Genomic DNA, 16,952 nt, shown 5'->3' on the forward strand with positions numbered 1-16,952 from the left:
GAAGGAAAAGGAGAACCTTTTCCCTCTACGTTCTTGTGCTTTCAAACAGCTCCAGCCATTCTCCATCTGGACCTTTGAAGAACATATAACGCGAGCCGTTCGGCAACGTGGTTATTTCCTGGTCGATAAAGGTTACATGTAGTTGCTTCAAACGGTCGATTTCAGCTTCGAGGTTGTCTACAGCAAACGCCAGGTGATGGACCTTGCCCTCTGCCGGAAGTGAATCGCTGTATCCGTGAATGAGCTCCAGCTCTGTCTCTGTGCTTCCCGGAAATCCAAGAAAAGCAAGCGTAATGACTCCGTTGGAATGAGCGAGCTTTCCTTTGAGCTCCATCCCTATCACTTCGGTGTAAAAGGCAATCGAGGCCTCAAAATCTTTTACCATCAATCCTACATGCTCCAGTTTTTTGATCGCCATATCACTTCATTCCTTTCCACAGGTTTTTCATTTGCTCGAGTATTGGCTAAGTGTTCCTGATTGTTTCAAATAGGTATAAAATCTGTGCAAAATAGTGACAGCTTCCGCGCGAGTCAGCATTTCTCCACCCTCGAACTTTCCGTTCCATGCAGTCATGATCCCTGTTTTTTGCAAGAGGGCGAGATTGGTTCCGAGGATTCCGCTGTAGTCATCCGTAAACAATATTTCATCACCATCTTGGCCAAAGAGAAGCGGATACAGGATGTTCGTTTGGTCTCTCCCATCTTCGCTGTATCGACCATCCTCCTGGAAAAGGTCTCCAGGCGAGTTTGGGTCAAGCGAATACGGACTCAAGATGATGGGAATATCCCGCATGCCGGAAAGGATCTGTAAGACCTCTGCCGCTGGAATGTCTTGGTTTTTTAACATAAATACGGGCAGGACGTTTGCCGCACCAATTCGATTTAATTTTGTATCCGGGAAAAAAAGGTAGCCATGAGACGAATAGGTGACAGCGTTCCACCAGTCTCTTGTGACAATCGAGTTGATCTCCGTGTACGCCCAGTGATTTTTGGGCACGTCGGCAAATAGCTCGATATGATAGTTACTGTAATCGGTCTTTTGATTTGCTTGGTACGGTCTATAACGATCAAACAGGCGATAGATCATGACAGTCATTTCCGCTTTGTCTACCAATCCTTCAGGCTGGAAGCGACCGTCAGGATAACCGCTAACAACCCCCTTATCTACCATAAAGGAGATCGAATTCATGGCCCAGCCGTATTTCTTTGGATCGACATCATGAAATTTCGGTGCAGCATGTGTAACCGCAGGATAAATACCGGATAACCCCAGAATGAGTGCAAGTAATACCGTGATGACTTTCATATGTTCTCCTCTCTTTTTTCTATGAACTTGTAAGGATTATCCTTCTAGTATACTATCCGGTGCTGGAAAGGGAAGGTGTTGTGCAAGTACAGATGTGACGATATAGAGCGAGTCAAACTCGCCAGACGGAGCCTCGATGCTCGGCGGTTTGGGAGAAAGGCTTTTGCTGCAAGCGTGTTTTTCCCGTCTGGATCATATCCGGAATGGGCATCCACACTCATCCCTAAATCCCTGTATCGTGTATGATGAATAGGATGATTGCTCGTATGAGGTGAAAATATGAATGCATTGCCGATAAATGAAGTATTGCCCGAGCTGGTAAACACGCTGCGCAAAGAGACAAACGCAGTATTGGTCGCTGCTCCGGGTGCGGGGAAGACGACGCGAGTACCACTGGCCTTGCGTGATGAAGCTTGGTTGCACAATCGCCGAATTGTGATGCTGGTCCCACGCCGACTGGCTGCACGGCAAGCCGCTGCCTACATGGCTGCCTTGCTGGGAGAAGAAGTTGGACAAACGGTCGGATACCGGGTCAAGCGTGAATCAAGAGTCGGTCCAGGTACACGGATTGAAGTGATTACAGAAGGAATTTTAACGAGAATGCTGCAGGATGATCCGGAGCTATCTGATGTCGGTCTTGTTATTTTCGACGAGTTCCACGAACGAAATTTGCACGCGGATTTAGGGCTGGCCCTTAGTCTTCAGGCACAAGGCTTGTTTCGGGAAGACCTGCGAATTCTCGTGATGTCCGCTACGCTCGATGCTGAGCCCGTGTCAGCCTTGCTGGGGAATGCTCCTGTTATCAGTAGCAAAGGCAGGATGTTTCCGGTGGAGACGCATTTTTTGACTTCCCCGATGGAGGGGCGTCTGGAGGAAGCAGTTGTCCAGATGATCTTCCATGCGTTGAGACAAGAGGAGGGAGATATGCTTGTCTTTTTACCGGGAGCCAGAGAAATTCACCGGGTGCAAGAGTTGCTTGAACAAAGCGGTGTGGGCTCGAATATACGGATTGCGCCTCTTTGCGGAAATTTGCCGCAGGAGGAACAAGACAAGGCGATCCAGCCCGGGAAAACAGGAGAGCGAAAAATTGTCCTCGCTACCACTATTGCCGAGACGAGCTTGACTGTCGAGGGTGTTCGCATCGTAATTGATAGCGGATTAAAACGGGTCCCGCGATTTTCTCCACGAACAGGGATGACGAGACTGGAGACTGCAAAGGTATCGAAGGCATCTGCTGACCAACGGCGAGGAAGGGCTGGACGTCTTGCACCTGGGGTCTGTTTTCGGCTATGGACAGAGCAAGAAGATCGCATGCTCATTCCACAGCAGGCACCTGAAATCATGGAAGCGGACCTGGCTGTGCTCGCTTTGGAGCTGGCTCTGTGGGGAGTCGGGGCAGCGGAAGAACTCGATTGGCTGAATCCCCCGCCGAAGCCAGCGATGGCACAGGCTCAAGAGCTGCTGCTTCAGCTGGGCGCATTCGATGAGCGGAAGCAGATCACACCACATGGACGAGTGCTGGCTGGGATGGGGGTGCATCCGAGATTGGGCCACATGATTCAGAAAGCGAATGAGCTGGGAGAAGGTGAACTGGCTTGTGAGCTGGCTGTCCTTTTGGAAGAACGAGATATTGTGAGGGGTCGTCAAGCGTCAGCAGATGCGGATATGCGTACGCGTGTTGAAATGCTTCGTCAGGTAGCAAACAAACAGAGTGGTGCAGGAGAGCTTCCGATTGATGCAGGAGCATGCAAAAGACTCTGGAAGGAGGCGGCGCACTTCAAACGGATCTGGATAAACAACAAGCCTGGTGACACGTCCGCTCGTACAGAAGCGACGGGAAGACTGCTGGCGTTTGCGTACCCGGACCGGATTGCACAGCGAAGGGCAGATGGACGCTATTTGCTTCGTAATGGGCGTGGGGCGGCTTTTTCCGTGCAGCAACCACTGGCTGCTTCGCCATATATTGTGGCAGCAGAACTCGATGACCAAGGCGCAGATAGTCGGATATTACTGGCGGCTAGCGTGGAAGAAAGCGAGCTGTTGAATGATTGTGCGATGCAGATTACCGAACGAATGAACGTATGGTGGGAGCGTACAGCAGGAGCAGTTCGCAGCCGCAAGCAAAAGCGGTTGGGGTCGATCCTGTTGGCGGATATAGCTGCGGAGGCTTCGCCAGATGAGGTGTTAACAGCGCTTTTGGACGGAATAAAGGAAGAAGGCTTGGAGATTTTGCCGTGGAATCGGCAGGCGAGACAGTATCGGGAGCGTTTGCTCTTTATGCATCGTCTGGAGGAAGGCTGGCCGAATGTAGAAGATGAGGCACTGCTTGTTTCCTTGGAGGAATGGCTCGCTCCCCATGTCTATGGTTTCAAAAGAAAGGAAGACCTGCAGTCGCTGTCAGTGACGACGTTGCTAGAGAGTATGCTGTCATGGGAGCAGCGCAGGCAACTAGACGAATACGCTCCGACTCATGTGATCGTCCCGAGCGGTTCCAAAATTCCTGTCGATTACAGCGATCCGGCGGCACCAGTGCTTTCCGTCCGGCTACAGGAGTTGTTTGGTTGGCAAGACTCTCCGAGAATAGGCAGAGGCAGAGTAGCCCTGACATTGCACCTGCTTTCGCCGGCTCATCGTCCGGTACAAGTGACACGGGACTTGGCGAGCTTTTGGGCACATGCGTATTTTGAAGTGAAAAAAGATTTAAAGGGCCGTTATCCCAAGCATTACTGGCCAGATGATCCGCTAGCGGCCATTCCGACAAACCGGACACGTCCACGCATATAAATCGATCCGCTAGGTATATTCGGGCATAGAGGGAGGGCTTCGCGTCAGGTGAAATTTCCCATTTTGCTAGTTCCATGTTCGTGAGTCACGTCAATTGTGAAACTTTCTTCATGTTCTGGCACGTCAGGAACATACCGTGAATCACGTACTACCCCCTCTATTTCTCTGGGCTGCCTGTTCCATCAGGCGGTCTTTTTTTTGTAAAAAAAGGTGCCGCAGTTGCAGCGCCCTTTTTTTCGTATGGAGTCAGAGTCAAGGCTTACGCTTTGTTTCCCCATTGCTCCCGATAAATCAACTGTTGCAGATCCTCGCGTTGTCTCCATTGGTGCAGCTCCAAGAGTGGACGTTCCGGATAATGATCCGTGTACCCGATCGACAGCAATGCGACAGGATCGATATGCGGCGGTATGTTCAGGATACGACGCACGTCGGCCTTCTTGTAAAAACTGACCCAGCCCATCGCCAAATCTTCTGCGTAGGCAGCCAGCCACATGTTTTGGATCGCACAGCTGACAGACATGATATCTGTTTCCGGGATGGAATTGCGTCCGAGTACATGGTCTCCGCCACGTGTAGGATCACAAGTGACACAGATGGTGACAGGCGCTTCCTTGATCCCTTGAATTTTCAACTCCAAAAAGGTAGACTCTCGTCCTGTCCCTTCGTAGTGGATGGCAAGTGCCCTGCGCTCTTTATCCGCACATTCTGCGAGAGCTTGTTTGGTTGCATCGTCTTCCACCAGGACAAAATTCCATGGCTGCATGAATCCGACAGAAGGAGCGTGGTGGGCAGCAGCCAAGATCATGGCGAGCTTTTCCGGGGCGACAGGATCTGGGCGAAAGGTACGAATATCGCGACGATTGCTAATGGCTTTATACAAACCGTTTTTTTCTTCCGTGGTTAAGCGTTTCATGAGAAAAACCTCCCTATTTGCATTCAGGCCTCTTTATTTTACTTACAAAGTATGCTTCCTTCCAGACATCTGCTTGACATATTCATGTCCTACGCTAAAGGGAAGATTAGTCCGAGCAGAGGGGAGAGAGTACAACATGCAAAACATCTTAATCGTGGAAGACGAGTTACCCATCTCTCGGGTATTGAAGGCGTATTTGGAAAAAAACAACTTTCGGGTTGAACAGGCATTTAACGGCGAGGAAGCAGAGCGGAAGTTTGATTCACTCAATCCTGCACTTGTCTTGCTGGATGTGATGCTGCCTGGACGAAGCGGATGGAGTATTCTCGAATATATTCGGGCGAAAAGCTCGTGTCCTGTCATCATGCTGACAGCGTTGGGACAAATCGATAATAAGCTGGCGGGTTTAAATCAAGGTGCTGACGACTATATCACTAAGCCCTTTATTGCCGATGAAGTGGTTGCTCGCGTACATGCAGTATTACGTCGCTCGAAACAATTGATAGAAGGCAATCATGTGAAGCAGTTTGGCAGTCTGAAAGTCGACTTCAAGGCGTATTCTGTCATGCTGCACGGCATCGAGCTGGCGTTTACACCAAAGGACTTGTGCCTGTTTCTTTTTTTGGCTCAGTACAAAAACCAGACGTTCACCAGAGAACAGCTCATCGAACAGGTGTGGGGGATGGATTACGAAGGAAGTGATCGCGCAGTAGACCTCGCGATCAAACGCATCCGGCGATCTTTGGAAAATTGGCCGACATCCGAAGGGGAAATCCGTACCTATCGTGGCTTGGGCTACAAACTGTGCGTATATGAGTGAGAAAAAACGCACCTCTTTGTTTCGGTATTGGACGACGCGATACTTGATCATCTTGTGTATCGGCCTTTTCGTGATCGGGATTGCATCCAGCTACTGGATTTCTTATAGCGAGACTCAAAAACGCCTTGATTTTATGAGACTGATGGCAGCGGAAGTAGCGGATCGGGTCGTTGATGTGGAAGGCAAGGTAAAAATGGCTCCGTTCTTGTTTCGTATTGTGGACAGTCGCCAGGAGTCACTCGGAGTCAATTACAAGCCAATTATGATGATCTTAGATGAACACAAACAACCAGTATTTGGCGTACCCGGTCCTTTTTCTGGGGAACTGATGCGCATCGCGCCTGATCTGGTGGAAGCGGATGACAGCCTGTCACAGTTTGAGCTTGCGCGGGGCGACGAAGTGCTTTTCGTGAAGGAAAGCATTAGGGTTGATGAGCGGGTGGTTGGATGGGTCATGCTGTTCACCCCGCAAAAACAGGTGATACGCAGCATGACCGAATTCCAATTGCTCGTGACTATGCTTCTGGGTCTTGGTTTGCTTGGGTGGCTCGTCATTTATTTGCTGACGAAAAAGCTGTCTCAGCCGATTAAGGATGTGGCGGACGCTGCCAAGCAAATCGTGCTGGGAAACTACGAGATTCAATTGGATAAAAACAAGCGCGAACAAGAAGTGTATGAACTGATCCATTCCTTTGAAGAAATGGCAGAGCGATTGAAGCAGCTGGAAATGATGCGTACCGAGTTATTGGCAGGGGTAACCCACGAACTCAAAACACCTGTTACGTCCATCAGTGGGCTGGTGCAAGCCGTGAGAGAAGAGGTTGTCACCGGTGAGGAAGCCAAGGAGTTTTTGGATATTTGTACAAAGGAAACGACACGTCTGCAAAAAATGGTAGAGGATTTGCTCGATTTTAACTCTTTTGCAGTCGGTGACATTCGCATTCGAAGCCAACCTCAAAACATGCAGGAGCTGATCAGGGAAATTACGCACCAATGGAAAATTGCGCAGGAAGAAGAGAAGCTCAGCTTGCACCTCGAAAATACCTCTGATCCGGTCATGATTGATACTGACCCGTTGCGTGTGCAGCAAATCATGTACAATCTCCTAAATAATGCAGCACAAGCGATGGAATCGGAGGGGCGGATCGTCGTGTCACTATCTGCATCAGCAGATGAAATTCGCATTGACGTGAAGGACAATGGACGCGGGATACCGATAGAAGAACAGTCTTTGATTTTCGAGCGATTCTACCGAGGCGAGGACAAGAAGCACATCGTCCGTGGGCTGGGGCTTGGTTTGTCATATAGCAGAATGATTGCCCAAGCGTTAGGAGGTATGTTGATTCTGACGGAGAGTACGGCGTCAGGCAGCACCTTCACGTTGATTTTACGTAAATAATCCATGCATGATCGAAAAGCGACCTGGTTCTCTCTGGTCGTTTTTTTGTGTCTTCATCTGACTTTTCCCTGACGTATTCATTCCGTATAGTGGTCGCAACCAAAAAGACAAGTCTTCAATCAAGTAGACGGTAGGAGGATTGAGCGTGACTCACAAGGAGAAAAAGAGAGAGTTGTTTTCGAAGGCAGGAAACAACAAGAAAAGGTGGATCGTTGGGGTTTTGGCTGTCGGGGCCGTGATCGTCTCAGGTGGGATATTCGGCTACCAGTCGTTTTTTACCCCACAAACGGCGCAGGCCGCATTTCAAGTGGAGACGGTAAAAAGGGGAGACATCTCAGAAGTCGTGATGGCATCAGGCACTGTACAGGCTTCCAAGCGCTCGTCTCTCTCGTTTTCTGATGCAGAAGAAGCCAAGGATGCGATCTCTACCATTCAGGTCGGCGTTGGTGATGCGGTGAAGGCAGGGCAAGTTCTGGCGACGATGGACGATTCCGTAGCGAGAATCCAGGTAACCAATGCGGAAGCGAATCTATTGTCGGCGCAAGCCAAGCTAGAGGAGGCACAAAAGCGCAAGAGTCCTGCTGAAATCACTTCTTTACAAGCCACCGTCAATCAGACCAAGAACGAATGGGAGCTCGCAAAGCAAAACATTGACGGGAAAAAAGCGGCGAATGACGTAGCGAAGGCAAAGGCAAACCTGGAGAGTGCCCAGAAGACGTACACTTCCCAGCAGGCCTTGTTCGCGGCAGGTGCGATTGCCAAGAGTGAATTCGACAGTGCTCAGGCCTCTTTGGATCAAGCCCAACGCGATTACAACTCGGCCGTGCTGACAGCCGGACAGACGACAGGACAGGCGAGTGTGAAGGTAGAGCAAGCATTGGCTGCGTATCAAACAGCGCAAGAAGCGTTACAGGAAGCCAATGAAGGTCCGGATGCCGCCACAGTATTATCAGCCAAAGCAGCAGTGGAACAGGCAAAAGCGGGGCTGCAACAAGCACAGAAGGCATTGAGGGCTGTCACCTTGAAAGCGCCGATGGATGGAGTGATCGTCCAGGTGAATGGCAATGTAGGCGAAATACCCGGCAATGATTTCATTATCATGGATAATTCGAATAGCGGAGATTTAGAGGTGTTGGCCCAGATCAGCCAGAGCGACATCGGAAAAGTGCAGGAAGGCTTGCCTGTGACATTTACGACGAGCTCTTATGCAGACGAGACGTTCCGTGGAAAAGTAAAGCTGATTTATCCGGAAGCGAAAACCGATGCTGGGGTCACCACTTACGATGTGCTTTTGTCTGTGGCAAACCAGGATAACAAATTGAAGATCGGGATGACGATGAACGTCGCGATCGAACGAGGAACCCATAAAAATGTGCTCCTGGTACCTGCGCAAGCGCTGCAAACGCAAAATGGCAAGGATGGCGTGTATGTACTAAAGGATGCTGCTGCACAACAAGCTGGAGAAGGAGCTGAAGGGAATCAGGCTGAGGCGAAGCAAGCAAACAACCGCAGTGGAGCCAAAGAGGGCAGAGCGAATATGCCGTATCGATTTGTTCCGATCAAAATGGGGTATTTCACTGCCGATCAGGTAGAGGTGACAGAGGGGCTTACCGAAGGAGAGCGTGTCGTCATCCTCGTGAATACTCAGACTTCATCTGGAACGAGTCAAAATGGAAATCGAATGGGCGGCGGTATGCCGGGATTCGGCGGAATGGGCGTCCAGATAAGGGGACGGTAGGCAGATGAAACCGGTCATTCAAATAGAAGAGCTGAGAAAGCAGTACGTCATCGGAGACCAGGAGATATATGCGCTCAGGGGTGTCAGCTTGTCGATTGAGGTAGGGGATTTCGTGGCAATCATGGGGCCCTCCGGTTCAGGCAAGTCTTCGATGATGAATGTGATTGGCTGTCTGGATAAGCCTACCTCGGGAGAATTTTTTTTGGACGGCTATCCTGTATCACAAGCACATGATGATGAATTGGCAGTCATCCGCAATCAGAAAATCGGCTTTGTTTTTCAAAATTTCAATCTGTTGCCGCGTACGACCGCAGTTGAAAATGTCGAGCTGCCTCTGTTATATGGAGGCACGCCTGCACGGGAGCGAAGAGAAAAAGCCATCCGGGCATTAACGAGTGTCGGACTGGCAGAGCGATTGAACAACAAGCCCAATGAGCTGTCAGGCGGACAGCAGCAACGCGTGTCGATCGCGCGAGCTCTCGTCAATGATCCCGTCATTCTACTGGCAGACGAGCCGACAGGAGCGCTGGACACGAAGACGAGTGAAGAGATCATGGGAATCTTTCAAAAGCTGAACGATGCGGGCAAAACAGTTATTTTGGTGACGCATGAACCTGATATTGCGGAGTATGCCAAGAGGATTGTCCGGTTTCGTGATGGGCAAATCATCGCGGATGAAGTGGTGGAGGATCGCAGGAGGGTGTCGATGGAGGGTAGAGCAGATGAGCTTTCTTGAATGTGTACGCATTTCATTTCGCAGCATCAGGGCAAATGGATTGCGCTCCGTTCTAACAATGCTGGGAATCATCATCGGTGTGGCTGCTGTTATCGCGATGGTGGCGATCGGAGAAGGGACTTCCACGTCTGTTGCTTCGCAAATCAATGGTTTAGGGAGCAACCTGCTGATTGTCACACCTGGTCAGGCGACACAGGGCAGGGTAAGCCTTGGGGCTGGCTCTCTGAATACGCTGACGATGGCAGATGCAGAAGCCTTGATGCAAAAAGAGTCCATTTCGGGTGTCGCTCCCAGCGTCAATACGCGGGGGCAGATTGTCTGGGGCAGCAATAACTATTCGAGTATGCTCGAGGGGACGTCAGCCGATTTCCCTCAGGTAAGGAATGTAGAAGTAGGACAAGGGCGTTTCTTTAGCAACTTTGAAGTGAAGATGCAATACAACGTGGCTGTCGTAGGGACTGAGGTGGTCAGCAACCTGTTTAAAGGAGCGAATCCAGTAGGGCAAACCGTTCAGATCAACAGGATTCCGTTCACGATCATCGGTGTATTACAGAGCCAGGGAAGTTCAGGCATGACAAACAACGACGATCGGATCATCATTCCGATTACCACTGCGATGAACAGATTGACTGGAGGCAAAAACGTGGGCTCGATCTACGTCTCGGCAGCATCGCCGGACTTGATGGAGAAGGCGCAACAAGATATTCAGCAAGCCCTTCGTGCCAATCACAAACTACGGCCACAAGCTGCAGATGATTTCCGCATTACATCCCAGTCAGACATTTTAAGCACAGCACAGTCAGTATCCAGCTCGATGACCGCGCTTTTATCTGGCATTGCCGCCATCTCGCTGATTGTTGGCGGGATCGGCGTGATGAACATTATGCTTGTATCCGTCACGGAGCGGACACGGGAGATCGGAATTCGCAAGGCGATCGGAGCCAAGCGGGGAGATATTCTCCGTCAGTTTTTGATCGAAGCGGTTACGCTTAGCCTGATTGGCGGAGTGATTGGCATTGCCTTAGGGGTAGGGGCTGCGTTTTTGGTTAGCAAGTTCAGTCAGATGGCAACCTCAATCAGTCTGTCGCCGATCATGTATGCGTTTCTGACCTCTACATTGGTTGGTGTTATTTTTGGTGTGTACCCGGCGAGAAAAGCAGCACAGCTCAAACCAATTGACGCACTGCGGTATGAGTGAGTGTGTAATTTTACCAATCCGGGCATACTAGCCGTGAGAGGTGTTGGTGCTGATGGAAAAAAGCGTTCAATTTTCCGTACCATGGCGAGAAGCGACACGCATTGTGAAAAGGATCAAAACAAGCAAATTGCGTTATTTTGTCAGACAGCAAGAGGGCAAGACCAGTGTGGCGTTCGTCTTTCCTCGAGTTAGCGTCAGCCAATATGTCTATTTGTATATCATTTTTGGACCAAGAGCTGCTGATGTGCTCAACAACGATAGCAAATAGAATGATCCCTGATGGCCCGAGCAGGCGTCAGGGATTTGCAATAATTCACAGGAAAACAAAACCTGACACTTTTCGATAGGGCTGTTTCATAGTACAATTCGAATATGAACGAACTTGGGGAAGTTCGGGATGGCGGCACCCAATCCGTGCAGAAGGGCCGCCTCTTTTTTTTGCGCATAGGATATAATAGGTACAATTACCTGAATATACAGCTAGAATGAGTGAGTAGTGGGATATAAAATAAGCTTATTCACGTGAATATAACGTACTACTCTCTCCCAAGATTTGATCTTGGGGCTTTTTTTTGTCCAAAATGCATGAAAAAAAGCCGTTTCTCATGACGGCTTTGTTATCGAAAGGGTAGGTTGAAAGCTTCCTTTTAGCAAGGCATCAATAAATTGCTCCTGTGTGAGAGAAATCGTGATGCCCATTCCAGGCAAATCGACAGAAAAAACATTTTCTCGGTACAAATACCAGAGATCGCCTGTCGGCTCAATGGAATAGACGTGTATATTTTTCTGTGAATGCTGGCCTGCCTTTTGGATTTCCCGCAACGCTGTAAAGAGTTCTCCCCAAACAGGCAGATAAGGCTTCGTTTGGTGCAGCACAATCGCTTGGATCAGTTGGTTTTTCACGAGAGAAATAGCATCCATGTTTGAGCGGTTCAACGAAGGCATGACCGTTATACTCCTTTTGCATGGCTTGGCGCATTAGTCTTGTGTGATGGCGATTTTTGTCGAAGTTATGAATAAGTGTAAAATAGTTATCCGTTCGATGCAAGAGAAGAGAAGGTAGAGATGAGCATTTGGATATTTGACGGTTGCTTCTGATTTGGATAGCATAGGAAAAGCGGTTTTGACAAATGGCAATAGCGAGAAGCGGGAGATGAGATTGTGGCAAAAAAACACCGGTTGATCATCGAGTTTTGCGGTGGATTTGGTCAAGGGCTGGCCTTGCTGTATGCATTGCGGTCGCCTGATGTTCAAGTGGCAGGGATCATTTGCAGAGAATCGCAGTCAAGCTTGGCTAGCAAGTTGATTGATTTTGCACAGCCAGGCTATGAAATTCCAATCGTAACAGGTGCCAAGCAACCGCTTTTCTCAGGAACGGTAGATACGACCACCTCGGAAGGTGTACGACTCCTTGTGGAAAATACGCAGGATGAGGAAAGTGACTTGACACTCGTGACGTTTGACCGATTGACGACGCTAGCTTTGGCTGTCGCGCGTGATCCACTGTTGGCGCGTAAATTTACGCGAATTGTGGTGCAGGGTGGAGCGATACGCGTACCAGGAGACGTAACGGCTATTGCCGAAACAAACATGCATGGTGATCCGGAAGCAGCTGCGCTCGTTTTGGCAGCCCGCTTGCCACTTGTGCTCGTTCCAATAGATACAACCAGCTCGTTTCGTTTGAAGGAAGAGCAGGTACATACGCTGGGGAGTCTGGCACAAGCAGTTGGCCTAATCGATAGAACGACGATGTCAGTTGTGCAGTTCGCAGCTTCTGCTGGTGCGCTCCATGCATGGGTAGCGATGCTCGCGGCTCTCTCGCCTGATAAGATGCGGACGGAGCAGATGAAGCTCTCCGTCGATTGTAAGAGTGAATTATCACGCGGTGCCATTCTAGCCGATCTACGGGCGAAACCGAGTGTAGGAACCGATACGGTCGTATGTGTTGAGGTTGAGATGGCAGAGGCAGAGTGCTGGCTGCAAACTGTTTTGGATCAGGGAGGGGTATAAGCGCATGGAAAAAATCATTTTGGATGTAGATACCGGGATTGATGATGCGCTGGCGATTGCTTATGCCGTTCACTCGCCTGCTCTTGAAGTGTGTGGGATTACCACGACTTTTGGCAATATTACGGTGGAGGAAGCAACGCGCAATACCTTACAGGTGCTAGAGCTGCTGGGTGCCTCTGGGATTCCTGTCTATCAGGGGGCATCGAAGCCGATTGTTCGCGACCTTACAGGAAAAGCAAGGCTGTTCCACGGTGAAAACGGGCTAGGCAATGTCGTCCTTCCAGAGCCATCGACAACGGCTCAGCCACAGTGTGCCACACAATATCTCATCTCTGCGATTAAGGAAAATCCTCATCAATTGACACTCGTGACCGTCGGAAGCATGACCAATTTGGCGCGAGCGATTATGGCTGCTCCAGAAATCGTAGCTCTTGTCAAACGAGTGGTCGTGATGGGGGGAGCTGTAACGGTGCCGGGAAATCGCACGCCTGTAGCGGAGGCGAATATTTGTGCAGATCCGGAAGCCGCAGCGTATGTCTTCCAGTCTGGTATTCCCGTGACGCTGGTAGGCCTGGATGTGACGATGCAAACGCTGCTTACCCGCGAACACCTGCAGGAATGGAGAACGAAGGATACACGCCTGAGCCATGCTTTTGCGGATATGTGCGAGGTGTACATGAATGCCTACGCGACAGTGGGCAATTTGCGCGGCTGCGGTCTGCATGATCCGTTGGCGGTAGGTGTTGTCATTGATCCGACGTTTGTGAAGTCGGTCCCGATGCATGTTGCCGTAGATACGTCCGGGGGAGCGAGTGATGCCCGTACGATTGGGGACAGAAGGGAACATCCAGCGCAGCCGCCGAATGTGGACGTTTGCTTGGAGGTTGATCATGAGCGCTTTGTCAGCCATTTTTTACAATATGTTTTAGGTAGGTAAGGAGGAAATCATTATGTTAAAAGAGTTTAAAGAGTTTGCGTTAAAAGGAAATGTAATGGATCTCGCTGTCGGTGTCGTTATTGGTGGGGCTTTTGGTAAAATTGTTACCTCACTCGTTAATGACATTATTACCCCATTGATCGGATTGCTTCTGGGCAAGGTGGATTTCTCCGGCTTGTTCATCAATTTGAGTGGAGTTCCTTATACGACCATCGCCGAAGCAAAAAAAGCTAATGCTGCCACACTAAACTACGGGTTGTTCCTCAACTCCGTGATTGATTTTGTCATTATTGCCTTTTCTATTTTTATCGTCATCAAGCAGCTCAACCGCTTCAAACGCAAACAAGAAGTGGTGAAAGCACCTGAAACGACAAAAGAGTGCCCGCATTGCATCTCGGCTATTCCAATCAAGGCTACGCGCTGCCCGAACTGCACCTCCATGCTGGATACAAAAGGAACAGCACTGGCACACGAATAAGACATATTCAAGAATCAAACGAACAGAGGAGGGCGATTATGCCTTCCTCTGTTTTCGTTTCATGCGGTTTTTATACTGATAGTGAAGTCTTTTAATCTTATGGTAATAGGTCTTGTCTCTGAGCTTGGCAAACAGCCCGTGGGAAGGAAAGTCGTAATTGACCTCAATAATGGAGAGATTTCCAGCTTTCTCAATGGCAAAATCGACGCCGATTTGCGCACTGTGCCGATATTTATTAAAGTGGGCACATACACGGTGACTAATTTGGATCAACTGAGAGACGATACTTTTTATTTTGTCGGGTGTAACAGCTCCCGACTTTTTCAAGGCATGCGGGACTGTGACGGCATATCCGCCGCCGCGAGCGACATTAGTAATAATGCTGTCGGCACCAGCTACCTTGGCTAGCATGCCGGCGTATTGCCATTTGCCTAAGCCATTGCGCATCATCATGACGCGAATGTCAAAGGGACGACCATTGATCTCTGCTAAATCGAGCCCTTTTTGTATGACATAATTTTTTTCTGTGCATTGCGCGGCAAGCTGCTGCTTCAAGTCAGCTAAAGAATCTGCCTGCATAGGCTCTCCGCGCTCCTTCACAAATTGATAGCCCCCGCTATCCGTTTTCCAGACACGAATAATGCCTTTCCCCATATGGGTTCGCGTTGGTTTGATATAGACGGTAGAATACTTCGCTACATACGAGTCCAACCTTGCGGGCTGATATAAAGCAGTAGGCGGGAGGTAAGGGCGAATGTAAGGACTTTTTGAAAAGAACTGATGAAGGCTCCACTTGCAGGAGGAGATCACATCATGCACCTCACTTTACGAAAAATCCATTCGTCCCAGCATATGCAGATGTGTTCGCGACCGTTTTCATTTTGACAAGGGGCGTTTTTCAAAAATTGCCAGTGGCTGAGAAGGAGTTACAGGATTGTGGGGGAATATATGTTCTAATCATAAGAGAAGGATGACGAAAATCATGCGGCAATTCCGTCCGGTGCAACCTCCGACTCTGCAACGAGCGAGCACCCAAAATGCCTATCACTACCAAGAGTACATGCCCAGCAAATGTCTGGTGAACGATATCGCCTGCTACTGGACCTCAGAGTACGACGGCAAAGGGATAGCACCTACAAGCCGAGTCATACCCGATGGATGCGTCGATATCATTTTCAATCTCGGTGCCACTTCCTATCAGAAGGGGGCATTTCTAACGGGACTGATGAGGACGTACGAGGTAATCCCATTGACCGAACCACAATCCTTGATCGGTATTCGTTTTTACGCTGAGGGAGCGGCTCGTTTTTTGCGCTACCCCATCGTCATGATCAACGGACATCATCCCAATCTGGAAGACATATGGGGCAAAGAGGCGGATGAGGTGATAGAAGGCTTGCTCGAAGCTTCCGACACGTCGGAGCGGCTCGCTTTTTTGGAGCGGGAGCTTATCAAACGCTTGTGGATGGATAATCCAGCAGACCAGTTGCTTTTGACAAGCATGAACTACTTGTATGAATACAGAGGAAATCTTTCCGTGGCCGCACTCGCCGAGAAAGTGAATTACAGCGAGAGAAGCTTGCGCAGGACATTTCAACAGCAGTTGGGTATGAGCCCGAAGGAACTGGGTCGAATCATTCAATTTCAAGGGCTGCTGCAAATGCTGTCGAAGGGAACGTGCACTTCGTTTACAGATGCCGCTCTCCAATGTGGCTATTACGATCAATCGCACTTGATCAAGAGCTTTCACACTTTTTACGGTGTAGCTCCAAGTAAAATTGTCTCGCCAGATCGTGCGAATTGATAGTCTCGAAATGTTGTCCGTTTTTTACAATCTTCTTTTGGCGAGACGCGTTATCCTAATGAAAGGATGGTGAATTCATGTGAATGAACAAACATTAGATACATACTGCCGGAAGCAGCCCGGTGCCACCCACGACTATCAGATGGATTGGGAATGCGATCGTTACCATGTTGGAGGCAAAATATTTGCCATGATCGGAGGCGACTCCAAAGGTGTTCGCATCCTCACCTTGAAATGCGACCCGATGCGTGCGGAGGAATTGCGCGAGACCTACGAAGGGATCGTACCCGGCTATCACATGAATAAATCCCATTGGAATTCGGTCTACTTGGACGCTGACATTCCCGAAGGCTTATGGGAAAGGATGATCGAGCATGCGTACGAGACAGTGCTCCAAAAACTGCCCAAGCGCGTCCAGCAAGAAATCAAGAGCGAACAGGAGTGAGTGATGTGGGAATCAAGCTTGATATGGTAGGGATTGTCGTCCAGGACATGAAAAAAGCGTTGGACTTCTACCGGGTACTCGGATTCGATATTCCCGAGGGAGCAAATGAAGAGCCGCATGTGGAGGTTGCGCAGGACGGTGTTCGTCTCGCCTTTGATACAATGGAAGTTGCCAAGGGTGTGTATGGAGGATGGGAAGCACCTGTCGGGCATCGAATTGAGCTGGCTTTCTTGTGTGAGAATGCTGCGGCGCTTGATGGGTTGTACACGAAAATCGTTTCCCAAGGCTACGAGAGTCACCGTGAGCCATGGGATGCGTTCTGGGGCCAGCGGTATGCCATCGTGAAAGACCCGGATGGGAACCTGATCAGTTTGTTTGCATAAT

The 16,952-nt window shown here is 49.6% G+C and carries 18 protein-coding genes; 13 read left to right on the plus strand and 5 right to left on the minus strand.

The window, feature by feature from the left end:
- Positions 1–25 precede the first annotated feature (25 nt).
- Both C7R91_RS26765 and C7R91_RS26770 read right to left on the minus strand, forming a co-directional pair.
- Positions 26–418: a VOC family protein gene (locus C7R91_RS26765; RefSeq protein ID WP_047070790.1), complete on the minus strand. Its 393-nt coding sequence runs from the start codon at positions 416–418 to the stop codon at positions 26–28.
- A gap of 27 nt (positions 419–445) precedes the next feature.
- Complete coding sequence (locus tag C7R91_RS26770) at positions 446–1,306, minus strand: S-layer homology domain-containing protein (protein WP_047070791.1); 861 nt, start codon at positions 1,304–1,306, stop codon at positions 446–448.
- Between the two features lie 279 nt (positions 1,307–1,585).
- Here C7R91_RS26770 and hrpB point away from each other — a divergent pair, with 279 nt between their 5' ends.
- Positions 1,586–4,090: an ATP-dependent helicase HrpB gene (gene hrpB, locus C7R91_RS26780; protein WP_047070793.1), complete on the plus strand. Its 2,505-nt coding sequence runs from the start codon at positions 1,586–1,588 to the stop codon at positions 4,088–4,090.
- A 259-nt stretch (positions 4,091–4,349) separates the two neighbouring features.
- Here hrpB and bluB read toward each other — a convergent pair whose 3' ends face one another.
- Complete coding sequence (gene bluB, locus C7R91_RS26785) at positions 4,350–5,003, minus strand: 5,6-dimethylbenzimidazole synthase (protein WP_047070795.1); 654 nt, start codon at positions 5,001–5,003, stop codon at positions 4,350–4,352.
- A gap of 136 nt (positions 5,004–5,139) precedes the next feature.
- Here bluB and C7R91_RS26790 point away from each other — a divergent pair, with 136 nt between their 5' ends.
- The 6 genes from C7R91_RS26790 to C7R91_RS26815 all read left to right on the plus strand — a co-directional run bounded on the left by C7R91_RS26790 (position 5,140) and on the right by C7R91_RS26815 (position 11,162).
- The gene (locus tag C7R91_RS26790; RefSeq protein ID WP_047070797.1) at positions 5,140–5,823 is read left to right on the plus strand and encodes a response regulator transcription factor; all 684 of its coding nucleotides are present in this window, start codon (positions 5,140–5,142) and stop codon (positions 5,821–5,823) included.
- Entirely contained in the window at positions 5,789–7,222 is a 1,434-nt protein-coding gene (locus C7R91_RS26795; protein WP_047070798.1) for a HAMP domain-containing sensor histidine kinase, read from the plus strand. Before C7R91_RS26790 ends, C7R91_RS26795 begins: the two co-directional genes overlap by 35 nt.
- A gap of 145 nt (positions 7,223–7,367) precedes the next feature.
- Positions 7,368–8,960: an efflux RND transporter periplasmic adaptor subunit gene (locus C7R91_RS26800; RefSeq protein ID WP_047070799.1), complete on the plus strand. Its 1,593-nt coding sequence runs from the start codon at positions 7,368–7,370 to the stop codon at positions 8,958–8,960.
- A gap of 4 nt (positions 8,961–8,964) precedes the next feature.
- Positions 8,965–9,696, plus strand: a complete 732-nt coding sequence (locus tag C7R91_RS26805; protein WP_047070801.1) for an ABC transporter ATP-binding protein — start codon at positions 8,965–8,967, stop codon at positions 9,694–9,696.
- The gene (locus tag C7R91_RS26810) at positions 9,683–10,894 is read left to right on the plus strand and encodes an ABC transporter permease (protein WP_047070803.1); all 1,212 of its coding nucleotides are present in this window, start codon (positions 9,683–9,685) and stop codon (positions 10,892–10,894) included. The genes C7R91_RS26805 and C7R91_RS26810 overlap by 14 nt, the downstream gene beginning before the upstream one ends.
- 52 nt (positions 10,895–10,946) lie before the next feature.
- Complete coding sequence (locus tag C7R91_RS26815) at positions 10,947–11,162, plus strand: hypothetical protein (RefSeq protein ID WP_017250899.1); 216 nt, start codon at positions 10,947–10,949, stop codon at positions 11,160–11,162.
- 335 nt (positions 11,163–11,497) lie between these two features.
- Here the strand turns inward: C7R91_RS26815 and C7R91_RS26820 are convergent, their stop codons facing one another.
- Positions 11,498–11,839, minus strand: a complete 342-nt coding sequence (locus C7R91_RS26820; protein ID WP_047070806.1) for a hypothetical protein — start codon at positions 11,837–11,839, stop codon at positions 11,498–11,500.
- Between the two features lie 216 nt (positions 11,840–12,055).
- On the opposite strand from C7R91_RS26820, the gene C7R91_RS26825 reads away from it, so the two are divergent.
- Genes C7R91_RS26825 through mscL form a run of 3 tightly spaced genes read left to right on the plus strand, consistent with a single transcriptional unit; the run spans position 12,056 to position 14,319 of the window.
- Complete coding sequence (locus C7R91_RS26825) at positions 12,056–12,904, plus strand: nucleoside hydrolase (RefSeq protein ID WP_047070808.1); 849 nt, start codon at positions 12,056–12,058, stop codon at positions 12,902–12,904.
- A 4-nt stretch (positions 12,905–12,908) separates the two neighbouring features.
- On the plus strand, positions 12,909–13,841 hold the full coding sequence (locus C7R91_RS26830) for a nucleoside hydrolase (protein ID WP_047070810.1): 933 nt from the start codon (positions 12,909–12,911) through the stop codon (positions 13,839–13,841).
- A 13-nt stretch (positions 13,842–13,854) separates the two neighbouring features.
- Positions 13,855–14,319, plus strand: coding sequence for a large conductance mechanosensitive channel protein MscL (gene mscL / locus C7R91_RS26835; protein WP_047070811.1), 465 nt, complete (start codon positions 13,855–13,857; stop codon positions 14,317–14,319).
- A 36-nt stretch (positions 14,320–14,355) separates the two neighbouring features.
- Here mscL and C7R91_RS26840 read toward each other — a convergent pair whose 3' ends face one another.
- Entirely contained in the window at positions 14,356–15,129 is a 774-nt protein-coding gene (locus tag C7R91_RS26840; RefSeq protein ID WP_047070813.1) for a YheC/YheD family protein, read from the minus strand.
- 172 nt (positions 15,130–15,301) lie between these two features.
- Here C7R91_RS26840 and C7R91_RS26845 point away from each other — a divergent pair, with 172 nt between their 5' ends.
- From C7R91_RS26845 to C7R91_RS26855, 3 genes are all read left to right on the plus strand, one after another.
- The gene (locus C7R91_RS26845; RefSeq protein WP_236697896.1) at positions 15,302–16,123 is read left to right on the plus strand and encodes an AraC family transcriptional regulator; all 822 of its coding nucleotides are present in this window, start codon (positions 15,302–15,304) and stop codon (positions 16,121–16,123) included.
- Positions 16,124–16,202: 79 nt separating this feature from the next.
- Complete coding sequence (locus tag C7R91_RS26850; protein ID WP_047070817.1) at positions 16,203–16,568, plus strand: MmcQ/YjbR family DNA-binding protein; 366 nt, start codon at positions 16,203–16,205, stop codon at positions 16,566–16,568.
- A gap of 5 nt (positions 16,569–16,573) precedes the next feature.
- Positions 16,574–16,951, plus strand: a complete 378-nt coding sequence (locus C7R91_RS26855; protein WP_047070819.1) for a VOC family protein — start codon at positions 16,574–16,576, stop codon at positions 16,949–16,951.
- Position 16,952 lies beyond the last annotated feature (1 nt).

The organism is Brevibacillus formosus, assembly GCF_003013405.1.
GTDB classification, from domain to species: domain Bacteria; phylum Bacillota; class Bacilli; order Brevibacillales; family Brevibacillaceae; genus Brevibacillus; species Brevibacillus formosus.

Bases quoted from the DNA above. Each gene is read 5' to 3' on its own strand.
- C7R91_RS26815 (WP_017250899.1), top strand. From the start codon at position 10,947: ATGGAAAAAAGCGTTCAATTTTCCGTACCATGGCGAGAAGCGACACGC.
- hrpB (WP_047070793.1), top strand. From the start codon at position 1,586: ATGAATGCATTGCCGATAAATGAAGTATTGCCCGAGCTGGTAAACACG.
- C7R91_RS26790 (WP_047070797.1), top strand. From the start codon at position 5,140: ATGCAAAACATCTTAATCGTGGAAGACGAGTTACCCATCTCTCGGGTA.
- mscL (WP_047070811.1), top strand. From the start codon at position 13,855: ATGTTAAAAGAGTTTAAAGAGTTTGCGTTAAAAGGAAATGTAATGGAT.
- C7R91_RS26770 (WP_047070791.1), bottom strand. From the start codon at position 1,306: ATGAAAGTCATCACGGTATTACTTGCACTCATTCTGGGGTTATCCGGT.
- bluB (WP_047070795.1), bottom strand. From the start codon at position 5,003: ATGAAACGCTTAACCACGGAAGAAAAAAACGGTTTGTATAAAGCCATT.
- C7R91_RS26845 (WP_236697896.1), top strand. From the start codon at position 15,302: ATGCGGCAATTCCGTCCGGTGCAACCTCCGACTCTGCAACGAGCGAGC.
- C7R91_RS26805 (WP_047070801.1), top strand. From the start codon at position 8,965: ATGAAACCGGTCATTCAAATAGAAGAGCTGAGAAAGCAGTACGTCATC.
- C7R91_RS26765 (WP_047070790.1), bottom strand. From the start codon at position 418: ATGGCGATCAAAAAACTGGAGCATGTAGGATTGATGGTAAAAGATTTT.
- C7R91_RS26820 (WP_047070806.1), bottom strand. From the start codon at position 11,839: ATGCCTTCGTTGAACCGCTCAAACATGGATGCTATTTCTCTCGTGAAA.
- C7R91_RS26810 (WP_047070803.1), top strand. From the start codon at position 9,683: ATGAGCTTTCTTGAATGTGTACGCATTTCATTTCGCAGCATCAGGGCA.
- C7R91_RS26830 (WP_047070810.1), top strand. From the start codon at position 12,909: ATGGAAAAAATCATTTTGGATGTAGATACCGGGATTGATGATGCGCTG.